Annotated in this window: 17 protein-coding genes and 1 tRNA gene; 7 read left to right on the top strand and 11 right to left on the bottom strand. The window is 35.8% G+C overall.

The window, feature by feature from the left end; genetic code table 11:
• Positions 1-229 precede the first annotated feature (229 nt).
• Positions 230-1081, top strand: coding sequence for a transketolase (locus tag ACWNCI_RS18590; RefSeq protein ID WP_449389419.1), 852 nt, complete (start codon positions 230-232; stop codon positions 1079-1081).
• 98 nt (positions 1082-1179) lie between these two features.
• Positions 1180-2127 (top strand): transketolase family protein, encoded by a 948-nt coding sequence (locus ACWNCI_RS18585; RefSeq protein ID WP_449389418.1) that lies wholly within the window; start codon positions 1180-1182, stop codon positions 2125-2127.
• A 49-nt stretch (positions 2128-2176) separates the two neighbouring features.
• Here ACWNCI_RS18585 and ACWNCI_RS18580 read toward each other — a convergent pair whose 3' ends face one another.
• The 5 genes from ACWNCI_RS18580 to ACWNCI_RS18560 form a co-directional block, all read right to left on the bottom strand.
• The gene (locus tag ACWNCI_RS18580) at positions 2177-2590 is read right to left on the bottom strand and encodes a DUF1348 family protein (protein WP_449389417.1); all 414 of its coding nucleotides are present in this window, start codon (positions 2588-2590) and stop codon (positions 2177-2179) included.
• A gap of 6 nt (positions 2591-2596) precedes the next feature.
• Positions 2597-3121 carry a TetR/AcrR family transcriptional regulator gene (locus ACWNCI_RS18575; protein ID WP_449389416.1) on the bottom strand — a complete coding sequence of 175 codons (525 nt, stop codon included), beginning with the start codon at positions 3119-3121 and terminating at the stop codon, positions 2597-2599.
• 213 nt (positions 3122-3334) lie between these two features.
• Entirely contained in the window at positions 3335-3712 is a 378-nt protein-coding gene (locus tag ACWNCI_RS18570; protein WP_449389415.1) for a hypothetical protein, read from the bottom strand.
• Positions 3713-3780: 68 nt separating this feature from the next.
• A complete protein-coding gene (locus ACWNCI_RS18565; RefSeq protein WP_042723244.1) occupies positions 3781-4251 on the bottom strand; it encodes an Lrp/AsnC family transcriptional regulator in 471 nt (156 codons plus the stop codon).
• Between the two features lie 134 nt (positions 4252-4385).
• Entirely contained in the window at positions 4386-9182 is a 4797-nt protein-coding gene (locus ACWNCI_RS18560; RefSeq protein WP_449389414.1) for a translocation/assembly module TamB domain-containing protein, read from the bottom strand.
• Between the two features lie 4 nt (positions 9183-9186).
• Between ACWNCI_RS18560 and tsaD the strand changes: the two genes are divergently transcribed.
• From tsaD to ACWNCI_RS18545, 3 genes are read left to right on the top strand one after another with little or no spacing between them, the layout of a single operon-like run.
• Positions 9187-10203 carry a tRNA (adenosine(37)-N6)-threonylcarbamoyltransferase complex transferase subunit TsaD gene (gene tsaD / locus ACWNCI_RS18555; protein ID WP_346986344.1) on the top strand — a complete coding sequence of 339 codons (1017 nt, stop codon included), beginning with the start codon at positions 9187-9189 and terminating at the stop codon, positions 10201-10203.
• Entirely contained in the window at positions 10200-10595 is a 396-nt protein-coding gene (locus tag ACWNCI_RS18550) for a hypothetical protein (RefSeq protein ID WP_449389413.1), read from the top strand. The genes tsaD and ACWNCI_RS18550 overlap by 4 nt, the downstream gene beginning before the upstream one ends.
• Positions 10592-11290, top strand: coding sequence for an RsmE family RNA methyltransferase (locus tag ACWNCI_RS18545; protein WP_449389412.1), 699 nt, complete (start codon positions 10592-10594; stop codon positions 11288-11290). The genes ACWNCI_RS18550 and ACWNCI_RS18545 overlap by 4 nt, the downstream gene beginning before the upstream one ends.
• Before the next feature lie 15 nt (positions 11291-11305).
• On the opposite strand, the gene ACWNCI_RS18540 is transcribed toward ACWNCI_RS18545, so the two are convergent.
• Positions 11306-11986 carry a TrmH family RNA methyltransferase gene (locus ACWNCI_RS18540; protein ID WP_449389411.1) on the bottom strand — a complete coding sequence of 227 codons (681 nt, stop codon included), beginning with the start codon at positions 11984-11986 and terminating at the stop codon, positions 11306-11308.
• An 80-nt stretch (positions 11987-12066) separates the two neighbouring features.
• Here ACWNCI_RS18540 and ACWNCI_RS18535 point away from each other — a divergent pair, with 80 nt between their 5' ends.
• Positions 12067-13083, top strand: coding sequence for an asparaginase (locus tag ACWNCI_RS18535; RefSeq protein WP_346986348.1), 1017 nt, complete (start codon positions 12067-12069; stop codon positions 13081-13083).
• A gap of 54 nt (positions 13084-13137) precedes the next feature.
• A tRNA-Ser gene (locus ACWNCI_RS18530) sits at positions 13138-13224 on the top strand.
• A gap of 154 nt (positions 13225-13378) precedes the next feature.
• Here the strand turns inward: ACWNCI_RS18530 and ACWNCI_RS18525 are convergent.
• The 5 genes from ACWNCI_RS18525 to ACWNCI_RS18505 all read right to left on the bottom strand — a co-directional run bounded on the left by ACWNCI_RS18525 (position 13379) and on the right by ACWNCI_RS18505 (position 23078).
• On the bottom strand, positions 13379-14065 hold the full coding sequence (locus ACWNCI_RS18525; protein WP_449389410.1) for a hypothetical protein: 687 nt from the start codon (positions 14063-14065) through the stop codon (positions 13379-13381).
• 421 nt (positions 14066-14486) lie between these two features.
• A complete protein-coding gene (locus tag ACWNCI_RS18520; RefSeq protein ID WP_449389409.1) occupies positions 14487-15026 on the bottom strand; it encodes a M20/M25/M40 family metallo-hydrolase in 540 nt (179 codons plus the stop codon).
• Between the two features lie 89 nt (positions 15027-15115).
• Positions 15116-15676 carry a DUF7683 domain-containing protein gene (locus ACWNCI_RS18515; RefSeq protein ID WP_449389408.1) on the bottom strand — a complete coding sequence of 187 codons (561 nt, stop codon included), beginning with the start codon at positions 15674-15676 and terminating at the stop codon, positions 15116-15118.
• A 9-nt stretch (positions 15677-15685) separates the two neighbouring features.
• Positions 15686-22567, bottom strand: a complete 6882-nt coding sequence (locus ACWNCI_RS18510; protein WP_449389512.1) for a colicin E3/pyocin S6 family cytotoxin — start codon at positions 22565-22567, stop codon at positions 15686-15688.
• A 37-nt stretch (positions 22568-22604) separates the two neighbouring features.
• Positions 22605-23078, bottom strand: a complete 474-nt coding sequence (locus ACWNCI_RS18505) for a hypothetical protein (protein WP_449389407.1) — start codon at positions 23076-23078, stop codon at positions 22605-22607.
• Positions 23079-23082 lie beyond the last annotated feature (4 nt).

The following is a 23082-nucleotide window of genomic DNA, read 5'->3' as shown; positions in this document are numbered from 1 at the left end:
TACATTTTACTTATCATTTCCAAATGAAAAGATAGAGTAATGATAAAATCTAATTGCATTTACATTGATGCTTCGTCAGATTGTCAATATAAAATCAGATTACTTTAAAATTAAAATACTTATCATTAAAAATACGCTAAAAGATTAAAATCCGGACATAAATCCGGGTTTTTACATTTCCATAAGCCACTAAAAAATTGTAGATTTGTGTGCATATAAATTCTAAGCAATGAGTAAAAGCATCGAAGAGTTGAAATCTCTTACTACGCAAATCAGAAGAGACATTTTAAGAATGGTTCACGCTGTGAATTCCGGTCACCCAGGTGGAAGTTTAGGTTGTACTGAATTCTTTACAGCTCTTTACGGAAAGGTAATGAACTATAAACTTCCTTTCACCATGGAAGGTAAAAATGAAGATCATTTCTATCTTTCGAACGGACATATATCTCCGGTTTTCTATTCTACTTTGGCCAGGTTCGGATTTTTCCCGGTAGATGAATTGAAAACTTTCAGAAAATTAGATTCCAGATTACAGGGTCACCCGACGACTCACGAAGGACTTCCGGGCATCAGAGTGGCTTCGGGATCTTTAGGTCAAGGGCTTTCGGTCGCTTTAGGTGTAGCTCAAGCCAAAAAATTAGACGGAGATAAATCTTTCGTATATACTTTACAGGGAGACGGCGAATTGCAGGAAGGTCAGAATTGGGAGGCTTTCATGTATGCTGCTTCCAAAAAGGTTGACAATATCATTTCTACAATAGATTACAACGGACAGCAAATTGACGGAAGTACAGACAATGTACTTTCTTTAGGAAATCTTCATGCAAAGCTTGAGGCTTTCGGATGGACGGTACTGGAAGAGAAAAACGGTAATGATCTTGAAGCAGTAATTGCGATCCTTGAAAAGGCAAAAACTGAAACAGGAAAAGAAAAACCGGTTGCGATTATTCTTCATACCCAAATGGGAAATGGTGTAGACTTTATGATGGGATCTCACGCTTGGCACGGAAAAGCGCCTAATGATGAGCAACTGGAAACAGCCTTCAAACAATTGTATTTAGAAGCTCCTGCTGATTATTAATTATAAATGATAAATTATTAACGATAAATGATGATCCTAGATCTTTAAAAGATCATTGTTCAACTGTCATTTATCAATTATCAAAAACTTTAAGTAAAATGAAATTTACATATACAGAAAAAAAAGATACCCGTTCAGGATTCGGAGCCGGACTTGCTGAACTTGCAGATACTCATCCAAATGTTGTAGCACTTTGTGCAGACCTTATCGGATCTTTAAAAATGGAGAAGTTCATTGAAAAAGCTCCGGAAAGATTCTTCCAGGTGGGAATCGCGGAAGCGAATATGATGGGCCTTGCTGCAGGGTTGAGCATTACCGGAAAAATTCCTTTTACAGGAACTTTCGCTAACTTTTCTACCTCCAGAGTGTATGATCAGATCCGTCAGTCAATTGCTTATTCCAATAAAAATGTTAAAATCTGTGCATCTCACGCAGGTCTTACTTTAGGAGAGGACGGCGCTACTCACCAGGTTCTGGAAGATATCGGTATGATGAAAATGCTTCCGGGAATGACGGTAATCAACACTTGTGATTACAACCAGACAAAAGCTGCAACGTTGGCAATCGCTGATTTTGAAGGTCCTGTTTACTTAAGATTCGGAAGACCTGTAGTTCCTGTTTTCATTCCGGAAGATATGCCATTTGAGATCGGAAAAGGAATTATGCTACAAGAAGGAACTGATGTAACAATCGTTGCAACGGGTCACCTTGTCTGGGAATCATTATTGGCGGCTGATGAACTTGAAAAAGAAGGTATTTCTTGTGAAGTGATCAACATCCACACTATTAAACCTCTTGACGAAGAAATCATCTTAAAATCGGTTGAAAAAACAGGAAAAATCGTAACGGCTGAAGAGCACAATTATCTTGGTGGTCTTGGAGAATCTATTGCGGGAATGCTTGCAAGAAAAAGACCAACAAGACAGGAATTTGTTGCAGTAAATGATACATTCGGAGAATCTGCGACGCCTGCCGAGCTTATGAAGAAATATAAAATTGATTCAGATGCGGTGAAAGAAGCGGTGAAAAGAATTTTAGATAAATAATTTCTTTTGGATATAAATTAAAAAGCATCCGTTTTTGGATGCTTTTAATTTATCTGAACTTCCTCTCCTCTTCTGAGATTGCTAAATCATTAATGCTTGCGTATCGTTTTTTCATTAAACCATCTTTGTCAAACTCCCAGTTTTCGTTGCCATAAGCTCTGAACCAGTTGCCTTCTCTGGTTTGATATTCATATTCGAAACGGACTGCAATACGGTTGTCTGTATGTGCCCAGTATTCTTTTTTCAGTTTATAATTCAGTTCTCTTTCCCATTTTCCACTGAGAAATTTTACGATTTCTTCTCTTCCGTTGACAAATTGATCTCTGTTTCTCCATTCGCTGTCGATGGTATAAGCTTTGGAAACTCTTTCAGGATCCTGGCTGTTCCAGGCATCTTCTGCTAATTGGATTTTTTCTAATGCCGATTCATAAGTGAAAGGCGGAAGTGGACGTTTTTGTTCCATAATAAGTTAAATTAATTGGGTGATTATTTTTTTAGATTTTACTATTAATTCGTTTGATTTAAAGAGCTGACTTTCAATGATGCTGCTTTCAAATAATAAATAAACATGATCCGAAAGATCTTTATCTTCAATTAATTCTGAAAAATAATTTCTCAAATCCTTTTTATGATTTTGAATAACATTCAATATTTTCACATTATCGGTAGGAATTTCAGATAAGATGTTCAGAAAACTGCATCCACGGAAGTTTTCCTTTTGATTCATATATACTAAAAAATCGAAGGACGAAGTCAATTTTGATTTAATGTCTTTTTCTGTCAATACAAAGCGATTAAGCTCATTAAACCAATAATCATGTCTTACATTCAAAAACTCTACACAAAGGTCTTCTTTGGACTTAAAATGCTGATAAAAGCTCGCCTTTGCCACATTTGCCTCTGCCACAATCTGATTGATTCCGGTAGAATTATAACCTTGTTTGGCAAATAGTTCAAAAGTCGTGGCCATGATTCTTTCTTTTGGGGACGACATATTTTACTTTTTAATAAGTCAAAGATAGATTAAATTTTTAAAACAGACAGACTTTTCTGTCTATAATTATAATAAAGAAATATCAATAATTCATTAGGTTTTGGCTAAAGCCATTTGAACTAGTTCAAATGAAAAAGCGGGCTAAAGCCCGCTTCTATTGATATAGTAACATTCTTAGTCTTTGAATTTAAATCTTTAATTTAATCAAAGAAATTATTTAAAAAACTTCCACTTCGGAATAATTGCCAGCATTCCGAAACCTGTAAAGAGGAAAAGATTGGTGACATCTGTGTAAAGAAAAGTCGACAAGTAATAGTTATGCATGAAGAAATGCAGAACGAGTAGCGCAGGAAAGGCAAAGATGCCTATTTTACGGTAGAAAAACATTAAAACAAGACTTACTGCCATCAATGCATCTACGGTAAAAATTACAAAGAAATACCATCTCGGAATATGAAGATATTCGTGCTGTAAATACTCATCAAGATCAATCCCGAATCCCATAAAGGTAAAAAGCATTAACGCTGCAAAAGCCAGAATAAATCCCCATCCTTTCTTCGGATCTTCGTCAAAATAGCTGTATTCTTCCATAGGTACAAAAATAAAGAACTTATGAGAGATTTCATAAGTTCTTTTATATAATTCGTTTAAAATTTGAATTAGATAGAGATAGCGTTGATCAATCTGTTCTTGTCACTTAAGTATTCTTCCATAGAAATCATACTTTCAGTTCTCATTACATCCTGAATATCATCTATCTGATAGATAATTCTTTTGGCATCTTCTGTATTTTTGGCTCTTACTTTACAGAAAATATTATATTTTCCTGAAATTACACTCGCCTCAATTACATTAGGAATACTTGTAAGTTCTTTCAAAACTTCCTGAGTTCTGTTGGATTTTGTTAAAAGAATTCCGATAAAAGCTGTGAAGTGATAGTCTAGCTTTCCGTAATCGATGTTAAGAGATGATCCCAAAATAATACCTGCATCCTCCATCTTTTTCACCCTTACGTGAATTGTACCAGCGGAAACATCCATCTGCTTTGCAATTTCAGTAAAAGGCATTCTTGTGTTTTCTACTAAGAAATCAAGAATTTTCTTGTCTATTTCGTCCAGTTGATAGTTCATATTAGTTAAATTACAATTTTCTTAAAAAAACAATGTATTTTTTGCAAATTTATAAAAAATAATTTAACTAAAAAATTTATATCAAATATTAACAATAATTAACACATATGATAAAAATCATTATAAATTTGAGATTATTTTGCATTTGATTTTGTAGAATCTGTTTTTATCTGAGCTTTATCCTCAGCTGCTTTTTTATCTTTTTTCTTCTTTTTGAATAAAGAATTAAAGCTCTTACTCCAAACAATACCTCCTCCATAGGCTTGATTAGCAGTTCCATTAGATCCTGCACCATTAATAACTCCAATATTTGAAGGCTTAGAATACCCTCTTAAGATAAGACTCCCATCATTTTTCTTTGATATATCATACTCAATAGTTCCTTCTCCGGAGAGATAATTGGTTTCTGTATTCTCTGTTTTCGTAAGAGGAATTCCCAACCCTGTTTTTACTTTAATTCTCGGTGAAAGGGCAAAACTTACCCCGGCATTGGCACGGTCACCGGTGTTTGAATATTGGTCTCCTTTTACGTAATTAAGGTCAATCTGGAATTCGTTACTCATTGTATTAAGCACTGAACCCAATTGTTTTAACAACATATTATATCCGGAAGATTCCGCAACGCCTGCTACATCTACGTCTACTCCACCGGTTCTGGAAACATTAAAACTATTTAAAAGCAACACAGACCCGAACTGTAATACTTTCTCCCCTTCCTGACTCATTTTCGCTGCCAGTGTTTCTTTTACCTGGCTGGAAACATCTAATGCCGTGACATCGAGATCAATTTTCGGGTCAACGAGAGATTGTGTAATATTAGCCTGAAGCAAAATACTGATAGGCTGCAGACTTCCCATATTCAGGTATTCCCCTGCATTGGAAACCATTCTTACATAGTTTGCCGTAATATCCAGCGCGGGTTTCATGGCATCGCCATCCCATCGGATGCTGCTTCCTTTTTCGATCTGGAAAGTTTTATTTAGAATAGCTTTGGAAACAAAAGTTCCGTTTTCTACCTTATAAGTTCCGTTCATGGCTATATTACCCTGTCTACTCATCTGGAAACGCAGCTTTTCTGCAGCTCCTTTTACGGTAATATTTCCAACATCATCGCCTATGAGTACATTTACGGTAGTTCCTTTATCTACATCAAGGGCAAAATCAATATTCATATTGGCACCGGATTTCTTCTTATCTTCAAGTGTCACGAGACCGTCCTTTCCTTCTTTAAGAAACCTCAACATTTTAAACTCTTCCACATTAGACGTCGAGCTAGAATTGAAAGTGAAGGTACTTCCACTAAGCGCTTTCATATTAGGAGTAGAAAGACTTAAGCCCGAAACCGGACCGTCGACATATAAATCCCCCTGTCCGTACACTCTTCCCCAGAAAAGATCATAATCCTTTTGAGTTGTATTTAAAACCAATAAGTTATCTGCTCTCATCACGAGGTTGACCCCCATTGAAGAAAGAGTTTCAAACTGGATTGCCCCTGAAATATTTCCTTTCGAATTTGTTCTTCCATCATGAACTTCAATATTATTGAGAATGGCCAGACCTTTAGTCAACGGAATGACCGTATCATCAAATGAATAATCTACACCGGTAAATAAAAGTTTAAGTCCAAATCCTTTCAAGGCGATATCTCCGCTGTAATCCAAATCGCTGAATTTTCCGCTGATTTTCAAATCTCCGGTCGCTTTACCTCGTAAATTACCAAAAACTGTGGTCACAAACTGTTGGGCAAACGCTATATCAAAATCCCTCATTTCAGCTGTAAGGTCTATGACAGGTGACGAAGCGTTATTGTTCACGGTTCCTGTTACATGGAGGCTATTGTTTCCGATAACGCCGGCGGAATTTACTTTAATGTCAATGTCATATACATTTAAAGAGAATCCATTGGTTGCAGAAATCGTGATATCACCCATATCATTTCCATTCATCATGATATCGTCGATCGTCATATCCACTAATGGCTGAAGCGTACTTTTATCCATCCTTATTTTCACGCTACCATTGGCTAAGCCCTTTATATTCAATGAATTTCCGCCGGACTGCATTTCCATTACCTTTTCTATGGCAAAATCATTGACTTCAGCATCAAGATAGAAGTCTTTTGCAGATTTAAACTGTGCTTCTTTTACAAATAATGCACTTTTATCAGAGTAAATTCTGAGGTTTCTGATATCAAAATCTTTTTCCTTCTTACGGTAAGTAATGGAATGATTTAGCTCCGGACTTGTATCAATAGCCCAAGTCACATCATTGAATTTCACCTCGGTAGGCTCAAAACGGAATACAAAATCACCTCCCGCATTGGTAGACTGATTAATATTGATGGCATATTCTTTCAGATTATCATCCAATTCATCTTCAGGACTTCCGTGTTTGAATTTCGTTGCCAGATGAAGAACTTCGTTGTTTTCATTTCTGCCACTTAATGTAAGATCTTTGATAATGTTTTTATTGTATTGCAATCTGTTGATCTTCGCAAAGATCTGTTCGTCAAGATTGGCAGTATTAATTCTCACCATAACACTGTCTACCATCGCACTGTCTCTGGTGATGTTGTCTCTATCGTTAATGGAATACGCAGGATTCGCGTCTGCTAATGCTTTATCAGCCTCAGTGATTTCCTGCTTTTTCGTCATGATATATTTTAACGAGGTAGCATCCAGGTTTAAAATAAGGTTATTGGAATTCCCATCGTACTGACCTTCAACTTTCGCTCCCTGCGGCAATTTAAGATCAGGAAGGAAATAGCTTATTAAACCCTGCTGAACATCAAAGTTCATGGCAAAGCTCTGTCCTCTGTACATTTTTCTCGGAGCAGGTCCTACAAGAATTTTGTTTAATCCGTTCTCTACCATTCCTGCGAGATCGCCAAGATTATATCTGCCTGAAATTTTTCCATTGGCCGCTCCCGGCGCATCAACATCTATTACACGACCACCATTTTCGATGAAGGTTTTCAACCTGGCACTTGGAATTGAATATTTTTGGGACGCCGTAGCGAAATTAATTCCATTGGCTTCAACATCTAAAGTCAGATCATTGATTGATGACATAGCCATTTTGCCGGTCACTCTTCCGCTTAACACTTGTGTTCCGGGAGTATTGGTGAAATAATTCATGTTGAGATAATTAACATCAGCATTCACATTCATCGAAATTCTCGAAGTACTGAAATCAATTAATCCTTTAATATTCGCTTTTGCCTGTTCGTCATTGACGGTGATGAGTCCGTTGTATTTTTTATGATCCAGCAGGCCTTCGAGGTACACATTATTGATCTCCTTATTCATGATCTCAATACTGGTAATTCTGGATTTGGTGGTAAGTTTCATTGTATTCACATCGAAACTCTGCCCATTGATATCAAATCTTCCGGAAATCAATCCGACTGATTTATTTTTTGTAATAACGGAAGTATTTAAATCTTTAACTTCAGCAATTCCGACGTATTTCGGCATTGAGGAACTGTAATCTGTCAAAGAAAACTGAGTGATTTTTGCCTGTCCGATTCCTGTAATTAAATTTCCGCTGGCAACATACACCCGATTAGGATTAACGCTTGCTGTTCCGTTATATTTTAACTTCCCGAAATCATCAGCAAAATTTTTCATCTTTTGGGAAATGAATGTAGGCATCATCGCTTTCAAATCTTTATAGGTAAAATCTGCAGAAAGATCATTCGTTTCAATTAAAAAATTACCTTTTAACAGCTTATTGACCTTCATTAATTTTGTCGCAATATTCACGTCAGGGTTTCTGATCAGGAAATTATTTAGCTTAAAATCATTCAGAGGACCTGCCATTTTGCCGGAAATATTAAATGGTTTAAAATTATCCCAGTTCGTCACAAAATAACTGATATCGTAGCCGCTCAGCTGGCTTCCCTGAATAAGATTCATCTCCCATTTTACTTTATCGGCAAAATCGGACCATGAACCGTCATCATGAAGATTAAATTTAATATCTCCCTGCAAAAGCGAATGATCCGTGTTTAAGGTCAAATCTTTTAATGAAAGGTAATCAGGAGTCATCGAAAGTTCTGTAGAAAAAGTATCGACAAAATGAGATTTCCCCCATCGTTTTGTAGTGAAGGACATATTATTGATCATAGCAGAGATATTTCTGCCATTTACCTTTACATTCGGGGCTTTCAAATTAAAATTAGTCGCTGTCAGCCATTTTCCCTTTTCACCGGGAGAATTTAAATTGACAATGGAAACTTTAGAATCCAGAATCTGCAGTCTCGAATCCAGTTGAAAAGGAGGCTTATTGGGATCTCTTTTCTTCCCGTCATCGAATAATTGTGTAAAACGGATAAAGTTCGAAATACTGTCACCTTTGTACGTAATGACTTTTACATCCGCATTTTTTAAGGTTAAAGAATTGAAGCTTAACGAATTATTTTTAGTGATATTTTTAACCAGAGAAAGCCAGTTGGAATTGGCAATAAATTCTTTTGACTGAATAAAATCGTATCCTTTATAGTCTTTGATTTTTAACCCTTTGATCTTTACATTTCCAAAAAAATTGACTTCAACACTTTCAGTTGACATCTGCGCTTTAAAATCCCTGTTCACCACCTGTAACGCCTGGTCGGCAGCCCATTGTTTGGTAACGGGAAGATTGATAATGATAAAAACCGAAACGACAAGACCGAGTCCGAGCCAGAAAAGAATCAGCAGCAAACGCGCCCACCACGAATAGCTGGTAACGTCTTTTACGGCCTGTTTTCCGAACTCCTCAGCAGTTTCCACAGGATGTTTAATAGCATCAGAGGCAAGCTCAGAAGCCTCTTTTACAGTCTCCTTTACTTTATCACCGGCGTTTTCAACAGCCTTTTGTACCTGATTACCTAGGTTTTCAGCTACCGATTTTTTGTTCTCATTCTCGTTATTATTCTCTAACTTTGCCATTATTATGAGCGACTCTATAATTTTAGGTATTGAATCGTCTTGCGACGACACATCAGCAGCTATCATCAAGGGAAATTCTATTCTGTCGAACATTGCTGCAAATCAGGCGATCCATAAAGAATATGGCGGTGTTGTCCCTGAACTTGCGTCACGTGCTCATCAGCAAAATATCATTCCGGTTGTTGAAAAATCTCTAACTAAAGCAAATATACAACAAAATGCAATTTCCGCGATAGGCTTTACCCGCGGCCCTGGACTTTTAGGATCACTTCTGGTAGGAACTTCCTTTGCTAAGTCTTTGGCAATGAGCCTAGATGTTCCTTTAATTGAAGTAAACCACCTCCAGGCACATATTTTAGCGCATTTCATTGAGGATGCAAATCCTATGCCGCCGAAATTCCCTTTTTTATGCCTTACCGTAAGTGGTGGACACACGATGATCGTCCTGGTGAAGGATTATTTTGACATGGAAATTATCGGAAAAACAACCGACGATGCCGCCGGAGAAGCTTTCGACAAAATCGGAAAAATTTTTGACCTCGACTATCCTGCAGGTCCGATTATAGACAGACTGGCAAAAGAGGGCAATCCCGATGCTTTTAAATTTAATAAGCCAAAACTTGAGAATTACGATTATTCTTTCAGCGGAATCAAAACCTCTGTATTATATTTCATACAGAAAGAAGTACGAAAAGATCCTGATTTTATTAAAAATAACCTGAATGATCTGTGCGCATCCGTTCAGAAATCAATCATTGAAATTCTGATGAACAAGCTGGAAAAAGCCGCAAGAGATTTAGATATCAGTGAAGTTGCCATTGCTGGTGGTGTTTCGGCTAATTCAGCATTAAGAAACGCAATGGAGGATAATCATGAAAAACTCGGCTGGAATATTTACATCCCAAAATTTGAATACACAACCGATAATGCAGCAATGATTGCCATGGTGGCCCAACTCAAATTTGAAAGAGGTGAATTCACGGATTTAAGAACCAGTGCAACAGCGAAATACGATTTATGAAAATCCTTTTAGAAGAAAAAATACTTGGAACACATTCTAAGAAAAATTCAAAATATTATTGGATTTTGGAAACCGTTACAGGAAAAAATGATGCATCAGAAGTTTCTATAGATTATTTCCCATCCTCTTCAGAAAAAGGATATATTCAGGATATAAAAGATGAAATTATAGAAAAAATAAATTCTGAAAATATTTTCAGTTTTCCCTACGAACCCAAGGAAGGAGATTATTTATCTATTAAAAACAACTTAAGAAAACAGGAATATTTAAATCTGATTTTCATGAATAATAATTGGATAGAAGAAATTTTTATCTGTTCTTACCGAGACTGTGATACAGACATTTACACAACAATAAAAACAGGAGTTGCCTTTTTAACGCAAGATATATGAAACTATTCTACGGAAAAATTGAAGGAAATAAAGTTACGATCAGCGACGAAGAACAACAGCATATTGTAAAAGTTCTTCGCATGAAGGAAGGTGAAGCAATTCATGTAACAGACGGAAAAGGAAATCTTGCTTCCGGAAGTCTGATGATTGAAGGCAAAAAAGTGAATCTTGTCGTAGATGAAATTAAAACCGAACTGCCAAATTATAATCCTAAACTTCATATTGCTATTGCGCCGACAAAAAATATCGACCGTATCGAATTTTTTATTGAAAAAGCAGTGGAAATGGGAATTTCAGAAATCACATTGTTACAGACTGAAAAAACCGAACGTAAAAACGTCAATATTGATAAATTAAGAAAACAGGCGATAGCGGCTTCTAAGCAAAGTTTGAGATTTCATTTTCCCGTCATTAATGACAGTATTAAAATTCAGGATTTTTTAAAAACTATCACTCCCGAAAATACTTTTGTAGCACATTGTCATGAAAATCTCCAAAGAATTGCATTAAAGGAAATTCCGAAGCTAGACCACATTACTTTCCTCATTGGTCCTGAAGGCGATTTTTCTGAAAAGGAAATTATGACGTTGGCTGAACACAATGTAAAAGCGGTTTCCCTGGGAAATCAAAGGTTGAGAACGGAAACTGCAGGAGTTTTTGTTGCAGCGTGGAATTATAATAATATACAATGGTAGAATTAAAGATTTCTCTTATATCAGCCATTCTTCAAGCTGATGATCCTTCAGATATTTACTAAAAATTTCCTGCCCGCTTCGTATGGAATTGACAGCCCATCGAATCTTCATTTTCAGAAGTTTCTCTTCATTAAGTTTATAATTTAGATCAGATTTTATAAGCTTTTGTTTCAGCTCATACATACAGATGGACGCCGCTACCGAAACATTGAAACTTCTGGTAAAACCATACATCGGAATAGCCAGGGTTTCGTCTGCAAAGTCAAGAATTTCTTGGGAAACGCCTTCCATTTCGGTTCCGAAAACCAAGGCAACCGGTTCAGTGATTTGATAGTCGGGAAGCATGGTTGCATTATTCTCCAGTGAAACAGCCAATATTTTATAGCCTCTGTCTTTAATTTTCTGAAAAGACTCCATATTTCTGGGAAGCTTTTCCACCTCAACCCAGGTATCGGCACCTTTTGTAACGCGGAGATTCGGTTCAAAATTGTATTCCTCCTGCAAAGCTACCACTTTATGAAAACCGCAGGCTTCTACGGAACGAACAATAGCAGCAGCGTTCCTGAACTGGTAAATATCTTCTACGACAGGCAGCACAAAATCTGAGCTTTCCTGGGAAAAATGTTCAATTTTTGCCAACCGCTCTTCCGTTAAAAACTGTTTTAAATACTCAAAAGTTTTTGCTAAATCTTCCATTCATTTTCAAATCTTTGCAAATTAACGTAATTTTGAGGAATCATCCTGAAAGAGGTATGGAAATCTAATAAAATTCATGTATGAAACGAAAAGTCCTTTTGATCTATACCGGCGGCACCATCGGTATGGAGAAAGATTACGAAACCGGCAGCCTGCGCGCATTTGATTTTGGAAATATCTTCGAAAAAATGCCTGAAATGACGCTTATGGAATGTGAAGTTTTCGTTCATCCTTTTTCAAAACCGCTTGATTCATCTGATATGGGTCCGGAAGAATGGAGAATTATTGCTCGTTATATCCATAAAAATTACCACAACTACGATGGATTTCTGATTCTTCACGGAACAGACACTATGTCTTACACTGCTTCAGCATTAAGTTTTATGTTGAAAGGACTAAAAAAGCCCGTAATTCTTACCGGTTCCCAACTTCCAATCGGAGATCTTCGTACCGATGCCAAAGAAAACCTTCTGACAAGCCTCTATTATGCCAGTTTGTATGAAAACGATGATGCAGTAATTCAGGAGGTTGCGATTTATTTTGAATATAAACTACTGAGAGGAAACCGTACGCTAAAATATTCTGCGGAGTATTTTGATGCATACGCAAGTCCTAATTATCCTATTCTGGGACAATCCGGGGTGCATTTAAATATTATAAAAGATAATCTACATCGCTATGATTCTGGAATTGATTTTCAGATAGACGATCACATTTCGGAAGATATTATTTTCTGGAGAATCTTTCCGGGAATGAATCTCAATCATTTTAAAGAAATTCCGAAAATGAAAGTTCTCATTCTTCAGGTTTTTGGATCAGGAACTATTTTCAGCAGTGAAAAAACAGTGGAAACTCTTCAGCAGATCAGGAATAACGGAACGGAAATCGTAGTAGTAAGTCAGTGTATTTCAGGAGGAATATCATTCGGAAAGTATGAAAACAGTAATATTTTTTCAAGGATCGGTGCTATCAGTGGAAGGGATATGACGGCCGAAAGTGCTATCACTAAAGCCATGCATCTTATTGACAACCCAAATTACGAAGGAAGTTTCGCCGATAACTTTACGAGAAGCCTTTGCGGAGAAATTTCACACTAATTGCATGAATAATTTGGAAATCCAATAAATTCCATTATTTTTGCAGTCTCAAATAGAGAGGTGTCCGAGTGGTTGAAGGAGCTACCCTGGAAAGGTAGTATACGGGTAACTGTATCGAGGGTTCGAATCCCTTCCTCTCTGCAAAGAAAAGCGTTGATATTTTTCAACGCTTTTTTTATTTTTATTTGGGAATTCAATAGAAAAAAAACTCAGTCCTGCGACTGAGTTCTGCGTTTAAAAAGTCTCAACCTCTTTTCAAACTATAATTTAGCTATATGAATGTTGGTGTATTAGTTTAGTTGCATAGGGTAAGAAAATGGTGGCTCATCTGTACTTTGAATTTGGCGTCGGATTTCAACTTTGAATAAATCGTGTTCTCAAAAAGCCCGACCTCTTTTAATTTATGATCGATACATTCTGCGATCTGAACAATAGAGAATATAAAGTCTCTGTAAACAGAAATATTAACCGTTTGCCCATAAACAGGAAGATATGCTTTCAGGAATGGCAGTGTCGACTGATGCTGATTGTAATTTACGCAATATCCTGCACCATCTCTGGAAGTAATCACATCATAATCGTTGATAAAACTCATTACATCTTTATCTTTGTTTCCAGAGATATGTCTGTTGATCTTGTCTAAAATATGCTGGGCATATTCCATCATGGTAATGGTTTTCCACTCAAACACATGATTCATATTTTTAGAACTTTTCGGAGATTTACCGTTGTCGCAACCTGTACAGAATGAAAGACCTATTTTGTCGTAAGAAGGAAAGAAACAATCTTTGATCTGAATGGAAGCATCTGCCTGAAGCCTGTCGTTAGCAAAATTATAATATAAATAAGGACTATACATTTCTGCAAATGCTTTCAAGTAATCGGTCTCGGAGGTATTATGATATTCTTCAAACCATTTTTCAAGGTTGTCGTAATAACACTTTTCAAATTCATTAAAACTTAAATATAATGGCAGTTCCATAGCTTCGTTGTTTTGATATGACAAAGCTAATGGGGTAATGCGACAAAACTTGACGTGTTATTTTTTATTTTTCTTTTGTCTTGAAATCGAAGATTCGACGTAGTCAAACAAAAGAAACAAAAATTCAAGACCTGTAATCTGAATGCTAAAAATTAAAAAGTATTCCTAAAATTCCCAAAACTTGCGCGAATGCAATCTTGGTTCTTCAATTCGTTATTATTCAGCGCTTCGAACAGTGGGAATTTTTTAACGGAATACTTTTTTAATTTTCTTAACGCTTCAGATTCCTATGTCGGTTTTAGGGTGTGTTATTTTTTAGATCCTTCGACTACTGCGCTCAGGATGACATGTTGCTAATACTATCTGTGTAATTTATTATTTATTATTTATCATTCATTACTCATTGCTTATTACCCATCATTTATTGTTTATCATAATTTCTCATAAGGTATTCAAAGTAGTGAATCATCTTCATGTAGTTTTCTATGCTAAGATATTCATTGGTGCTGTGGATGGATTGTTTTTCGGCGTTATTTATTTTGACGGGCATGAATCGATAGATGTTCTTGCTTACGATCTGATATTTGTACGCATCTGTTGCGCCAACGGTGAGGTAAGGTGTAACAATTGCTGAAGGATGAATTTCTTTAATGGCAGATTCTATTAACTTAAAGGCTTTTGTATTGGTTGGGGAAACGGCTGAAGCTTCTTTGACAGTGTCAATTTCTTCAATTTCCACATCGAATCCTTTGGTGGCTTCGGTAATATGCTGTTTAACGTCTTTGACGGTATTTCCGGAAAGTAGCCTGAAGTTGACAATGAATTCTACTTCAGGGGAAAGTGCGTTTGGGGCATCACTGCCTTTCATCATGGTGAGGGCGGTCGTGGTACGTACCAATGCATTAGTAGAATTATTTTTGGTGAGCTGGGAAAATTGTTTTAATGGGAATTGAAAAACCACTGCATTTTTGCAGTGGTTATTTGAGAGGAGCACGAGCGAGACACTCACTTTGCTCACGTAAGCAAAGATTCATTGCAAGTAGAAAAAATTCAATCTATTGCATTAGGACCTATCTTATGATGTAAATAATATTTATATTTACTAACATCCTCATTTAAAATATCATTTTTTACAAAATTTTTCAACCTTTTTATTTGTTTTTTGTTTAATTCATACAGTTCATAATCTTCTAATGTATCATCATTTTGTAAAACAATATCTTTAATATAGGAAAATATTTCAGTCGGAGCAATAGTTAATTTATAGTGTCTGCTAATGGTATTAGTTTTTCTATCAAATTCGTTAAGCTCTATATACTCTTCAAAAGATTTTATCTTTTCTTTTTCTAAGGATTTTTCATCGTCACTATAGCACGCTAATAAATATTCATATTTATCAAAATCTTCATTTAAATTTTCTAATAAAAAAGATTTTATTTTTTGTATTTGCACATTATCTAAAATATATGAATCGTAAATCTCATCTTCATAATCATCTTCATTAAGTTCCAAATCATCTAATGTTTTTATAATTTCTGCAGGTGTAATATTCAAAATATAATCTTTGTGTAGAAAACCATCACTTTTACAATATTCTTCTATAACTCTCATTACTTACAATTAATAAATTTCATTACTTTTATAATTAGGCTGTTGATTCATTTGCATTTGCATTATTGGGGTCATTAATAAAGGAGTTACTCTGCTAGCAGCCCAATCTAAAAATTTTAGTCCTCCAACTATAATCACCGTTCCTACTCCAACTTTTATAAGTGGATCAATTTTCCGTCCTGGAACGGGTTCCTTATAAATTTCACCTGTTTCTGGTCTTGCAGATCCTAGATGTTTCCCCTTTTTATTATATACTTCGACATCACCATGTTGCTTATCCCATTCTAAAATCTTACCATCAGGATTTTTCCATCTGGCTCTACCTTTATTTGGCACTCTTTTCGCATCAGGAAATCCCTTTAAGTCTCTTGGTGCAGGTTTATGATGTCTCGCATCCCTTGAACTATCTCCTCCTTTTTTATTTCCATCCCCATCTTCAGTAAATCCAAAGTCCATTTCATGCATCACGTGGTTTAACCCAGCAACCATTCCTCCAATCACAGCACCCTGCCAGAAGTTTCCTCCTGAAAGTTCGGCACCGACACCTCCAGAAGCAGCTCCGAATGCAATTGTACCTATGGCACTATTTGCTGCATTACCTGCTACAGCACCAAAAGCAGAAGCTCCTACGCTTCCAAAGAATCCTGAGAAGAAAGATTGTTTGAAATCTCCGTTCTGCATCAAAGATAATGTTCCCTGAGCGATACCATGTGCTGCCGCTTTTACTAAAAATGCGGCATCTCCTAAACTTTTGGCAAATTGGGTGGCTCCGGCGGCACTGGAAAAGGCACTTCCTATTCCAAAGGTGACGGCTGAGGAGACGGCTCCAAAGAATATTGACTTAAGTCCACCTTTTAAGCTGATTTGTTCTTTACTTAAATAAGCTGTTGTTACAAGATAGGTGGCAAAAGCAATATAGGTACCTATAGCTACAGCCTGCCAAAATAAAACTGCTGCCGCAACAACGGGAACAAATTCTCCACTAGGATCATTAAACATTAATGGATTATTTAATACATACCCATATTTATTATAATTCTGTGTATTTGTGGGATCCTGAATATTTTCATCGGCATTTAAGAATCTTCTTAGTAAAGGATCATACAATCTACCATTCATATGAATAATGCCAACTTCAGGAAAATATTCATGACTGGTATAACCTCTGTCAATTATTAAGTTTCCATTAGCTATAATCGTATTAATCTGATCACGATTTGTAACAATAGCTTTAATTCCTTTTTTATAATGGGTCATATTTCCCCATGCATCAAAATGTCTTTGTTCCAAATTATTACCTGTCTCATCTGTAATTGCTAGAATACTTCCTAAATAATCTTTATGTAAGAATTTATATGAACCTATTGTTTCAGCGTAATTTTTAACAAAAATAATATTGCTTTCATAAGGTGTTCCACCTATGTAAAGAATATGTTTTTCTGCTCCGGTTGTATTATTTAACTGTACTTCAAAACTTCCGTCTTCACTGTAAAACTTAGTAAATGTTCCGTCCTTATCTGCATCAAAATTGCCTCCATAGGTTACTCTTTGTCTCATTCCTGATAATCCGTATTGGAAAGCAACATCACCTTTCATTCCGTCTATAAACACAGGATCGTTGTTTTCGTTATATGTGATAGTTTGGATTAAATCATTATTATAATTTTGTTCACCCGCTGCATTTAGGGTCATTCCGGTTGGCTGGTAGATCTTAGAAGAATTTTCATATTTCACAGTTCCTACCTGATCATTTTCTGTTATTCTTCCTTTTACATCATAGACGTTGTGAAGCATTTGTCCGGTAACAGGGTTTGTCCAATTAATTAATCTGTTGTTATCATCATAATTAAATTGTTCGGTGATATTAAAGTCTCCTCCTCTTGTTCTTGTTTTAAGTTCATTTTTAATAGCATCAAAAGTGTAGTTCATCTGAAGAATTACAGCGTTATTCTGATTCACATGATTTGCACTTGTGAGAAATCCATGAGTTGTATCGTATGTATTTGTGATATCAACAGATCCCAGTTTTGAACTTAAAACCTGACCTTTAGAATTAACTCCTTTAAGTTCCCAAAGTATTTTTCCTGACGTCTGATCTTTAACCTGATATAATTCTCCATTCCAATTACTGTAAACATTTTCTATATTTACTTTAGTCATTATTCCTGAAGAATATAATTGCTTTTCATAAGAGATTACTCTTCCTTTATCATCATAAGTAATACCTTTTTGTATAAAATATCTGCCATTACTACTTTCCGATGATGACAATATCCTACCTTGTTGGTCATAATTAATGTTTGAGGCATATGCTTTCCCTTTCGAGGTTCCTGATTTTGAAATTATTCTTCCTTTACTGTCATAAGTAAAAGCAATCATTTTATTAGTAGCCTGACCACCATCTATTGTTGACAATTCTTTCTGTGTAATAAGCTGCCCTGCATTGTTGTAAACAAATTCTTTAGTTCCCTTAGGGCTGATAATTTTTTTAACCTGTCCAAAACCATCGTATTCGTATTTATAAATTCCATTGGAAGGATCATTAAATTCGGACTTTCTGCCCCAACTATCATATTTTGTAATTACAATATTCTCTGCATACTTCGCTTGTATTTGCTCTCCAGCCGCATTATATAAGAAATTAATTGCACCTCCTTTATCTGTAGTGGAAATTGCATTACCTAAAGCATCTACTGTTTTTGTATTAACTCTACCGTAATCAGAAGGGTTAATTTCTTTCATAGTGGTCGTTAATCCAGATACAGTAGTTTCAATTTTCTTTCCTGTAAATGAAGTAGATGTAATTTTAGCTGGATAAGTAGTATCATCATAAGCTGTCAGATTCCATTGCAGTGGTCCTCCATCATAGAATGGCTCTCTTTCTGCTACTTTTCTACCGATCAAATCATAGCTAAACTGTTTATGTACAAACTGTCCTTGCCCAAATGCTTTTGTAGATGTTAAATAGTTTTGTCCTTGTCTGTTGGTATAATTTTTTATGATATCGCCATCCGGATCATACTGCGTAACAATAATATTCAAATTATCATCTTTTTCGTATTGATAGGTGGTAACTCCCAGCAAATTATCTTTTGTCTTTATAATTTTCCCCCAACTATCATAAGTGTGGATTGTAGAGTTTCCGTCCGGATCTGTTTCAGATAACATCTGTCCAAAGTCATTATAAGTTATATTAGTCTCTAATCCTAGATTATCTGTTTTCTTAATAACAAATCTTCCTTTTGAATCGTATTCCGTTTTAGATATCTGAGTTTGGGAATCTACGGTATTACTTATAATTTTTTGATTAATATTTCCAAAATCGTCATAATTATAAGTTTCCTGTACATATGCTGAGTTGTCTCTGTTCCAACTCTTAATTGACTTTAGCTGATTGCTGTCGTAGATATATTCTTCTTTTGCGGATTTGATATCTCCATAAGCCTGAGATACATCTGTCTTAGATTTGGGACGACCTATATAATAATCTGTCCCTGCCCCGGATGCATTATGATAATAGTCGAATATAGATGTGGTTATACCATATCCATTATTTATGTTTGATATTCTTTCAACTGGAAGATAGTATTCTCCATAGGTAATACTCTCCTGTTTAGTGGTAGCTGTTAAAAAATCCTTTGATCTTACAATTTTTGGTACAATTGCCAATACCACATTTGGTTTATCATTATCTGATATTGTGGATACAATTTGTCCATTTACCAACTGATCTGTTTGATACTGAGTTGTTTTTAAATTAATCAGCTGCGTATTATTTTCAGATAAATCCGCAGGGAAAATTTTACTTTCGTCTGTAGTTCTAATCGCCCATTCTTTTACAGGTAACCCTTCGTTCAGAGGGTCAATTTCTGTTCCGGTCCAAATTTTCGTATTTTCGTATCCATTTGTATACCAAGAAGAACGCGCACTTTGACGGAATCCTATCATTCCTTTACCCGTAAAATGTGAAATCATTCCTCTGTACCTGAAATCCTGATATAGCGATGAGGTTCCTGTCTGGATTAATCTGGTAACAATAGAAGATTGAGGGATTATATCCATCTCATAATAAGGAAACTGCTCTCTTTTAACAGGTTTGTAGAGATTTGAATCCTGATAAGTATTAAGTTCCTGATATAAAGCTGTGGTTGTAATGCCACCTTGGGTAATTGTTTTTATCCTTGATTTTGCAGGTAAATACGGATGTCCGTAATTTACTATATAATTACAATTATTTCCTGTGCAATCACTTAATTTTCCGACTAAAATAATTTGCTGATTATCTCTGTTTAATGATAACTGAGAAAAATAAACTGCCTGTCCCGATAAGTATTTTGTCCAAACTCTTGTTTGGTAAAAAGTATATTTCCCACTTGTATCAGTTTGATTGGAAAGGGAGACATTTACATTATCAATTTTATTTAATGAATATACTGCTACTCTGTACTCTGTAGACTCTTGATTGTTATGAGATGCCCATTCATGATCAGTAACCATAACTTCACTAATTATGATTTCAGATTTTCCATCGCCATCCAAATCATTTACATCATATTGGTAATAATCAATGGTTTGATAAACACATTTACTTTCCGGAAATCCATTATGAGAATCTTGCGCCATAAGTACAGGATTCGGCTGATAGGGATGTAATTGAACGGAAGAGATAATGAAATTATCACCATTAGAAATGTACAGTTTGTAAACATTAGAGCCGCTTGCCTGCGGAACTATGATATCCGTTTTTGCATCCCCATTAAAATCACCGAACATCATTGCAGTATAAGGTAATCCCACAAAATTAGTTCCGGCAAAATTTCCTACTGTTGCCTTTGAGTAATTATAGGCATCATCTCGTTTGATATTAAATACATTGGAAAACTGGGAATTAGTCTGCGCAATTATATCTTGAACGCCATCTCCATTAAGGTCTGCCAATCTGATTTGCGAAGTCCCACCAACAGAACCTCCTCCTGTAGAGCTTGTATCAAATTTATATACACTCTGTGGTATTGTTAAATTTTGATCCAAATCGAAAAAAACATAGGAAAAAAATGCTTTCATTGTCTGTCCGTTTCCGATTTGTTCCGGTTCTGGTTCTTCAATACCTTCTGTATTTGTATTCCTGTCAATTAATGATGGAATAGTTACCTCATCTCCTACAGATGATGATTCCGCTGAGGATAAGCTATTAAAAATTGGTCCTCCCGGATCAGTTATAATACTTCCACAGATTCTTGTCACTCTATATTTGATAATTAATTCAGGTATGCCATCGCCATTAAAATCATGGCTTTGTGCTTCCATGATGCTCGGAGCTGAAGGAGTCTGGCAAACATCCAATTCATCATCTAACGATAATGGAGTGAATGAATCATAATCCATTGTCTTGGAATATTCGAAATTTAATTTTTGATTCTGAATATCAATAGAATATATCTGAAATTCGTAATCTTTCTTATATGTTACGCTTGTATTTTTGGGAACAGGTACAACCAGTCCCATTTTATTAGTAATATAATTATCTTTTTTAAATACCAGCGGAATAGCATTCTTGAAATTTTCTAATTTAAACTTCGTGGCATCATATTGTAAGTTTACAGTGGAATTACTACTTGAATAAATAGAATTTTTAAAACTTAAATTACCGTCAGAAACAAACTCAAGATAATCAGTCGTTCCATCCATATTAAAATCTCCATACTTTTTTGTAGTAGTAGTACTTGGAGCATTTTGATAGGTAGTTTCTTCATTGCTCCCCGCATTGGTATAATATTCAATATTTACAGGCGTTGCCGATTCATAATCCCCATTTTGTTCTGTAATATTTTTTACAAACTGATAGCTGCTACTGGTTTCTTCATAATCTATTACATACTTTTTGAACTTATTTTGATTGGCTTTTACTTCAATACTCTTTAATAATTGATTCTGAATAAATTCTCTTCCATTAACATAAGCAATTTCATTAAGCTTTCTGCCTACATAATTAAACTGAATACTGTTAAAATGAGGTTTGTTGATTTTATCATTACCTCCCCATTGTATTGATGAGATATATGAAACATTGTTAGACTGAGTATAAATATAGGTGATATAATTCCCTTGAGGATCTCTCCATTTAATAATGTTATATTCCAAAGGCGTACGACCAGGACTGAATTCTACGCTAGAATCGCTTGCACCGTACCATGCCTGTGAGCCATCTTCAAAAGTAACCTCCCAATATTGCGGTCCATTCATATTTTGTGATACCCCCTGTAAGGATCCAATTGATTTAATCTTTATATTAGAATACTTTTCGGTTATATATTCAGCTCCGTCCTGTCCGTAGGCCCCAGATTTCAGGATTAGTCTTTGACCATTGAAACTGTAGCCATCAGAATAATCTAATTGCACACCGCGGATTTCCCTGTTCCTTTCAATATTTTCTCCAATTCTTGAAATAGAAGTAATACCTCCAAGGCTCCACCCATATCCTGCAATACCATTAGCAGAACCACTGGTATATGTAAGATTAACTTGTGGAGCAACACTTTTTACTCCCGGAGGCAAAGCGATTGGTAATGTAAACTCCAATTGTCCGGCTCCATTCACTTCGATATTTCCTTTGGTATCATGAAAGCTTTTTCCTGAAGGAGCAGTGGTTCCCGATGGATTATTTGCTCCTGCATTAGAATCCGTCGGTCCGCCGCCCGGATTTTCCGTTCCAGGGCCAATCTTTGCGACAAAAGGATTCGATACGCTTCCTGATGCCCGAAACCCCTGTGCTAATACTACCGTCTGCGGATCCTGAACCGTTCGGGTAGTGGTTTCTGCCTGATACAGAATGGTCTGTGAAAAGCCCATGACTGCACACAAAGACAATATAAATGATGAAAATAATTTCATTTTCATTGTTCGTAATAATTATTTTGGTTAAAAGTTTTTATCGTTTGGTGATGTTTTTACTGAATACTCTTCCATCTTTTAATTTAAAGCGTACTATATATACTCCCCATTCATAACCGGTCATGTTGATCTTTAATTTTCTGTTAAGATCCGGGATATTCTGCTGCTGGAACTTCCAGTGCACCATACTGTGTTGGTAGAGGGAAACAGATTCGATAAGGCCATCAACTTCTTCTGTCCAGTCTATCGTAAGATAATCATTGACAGGAACGGAATATAGTCTGACCTGCTTCCAGAAAGATGCTTCATCCAATAAAGGCTGCTGTTTCTCCAGACTTGCCTTTTTAATTGTTTCTGCGTTTTTTTCTTCAGTTGCAGCAGCTTTGCCTGCTGAATTTGTTCCTCTGTATCTTTGGTTTCCGGCTTCATCGTATTTGAAATATACTTCCGTTTGGGAATAACCCAAAAATCCTATCAACAAAGAAGAAAGGGATAATATTTTTCTTTTCATCGTG

It is taken from the genome of Chryseobacterium lineare, assembly GCF_977014045.1.
The sequence above is the reverse complement of the archived record's forward strand: the minus strand, read 5'-3'. Positions and strand labels throughout refer to the sequence as shown.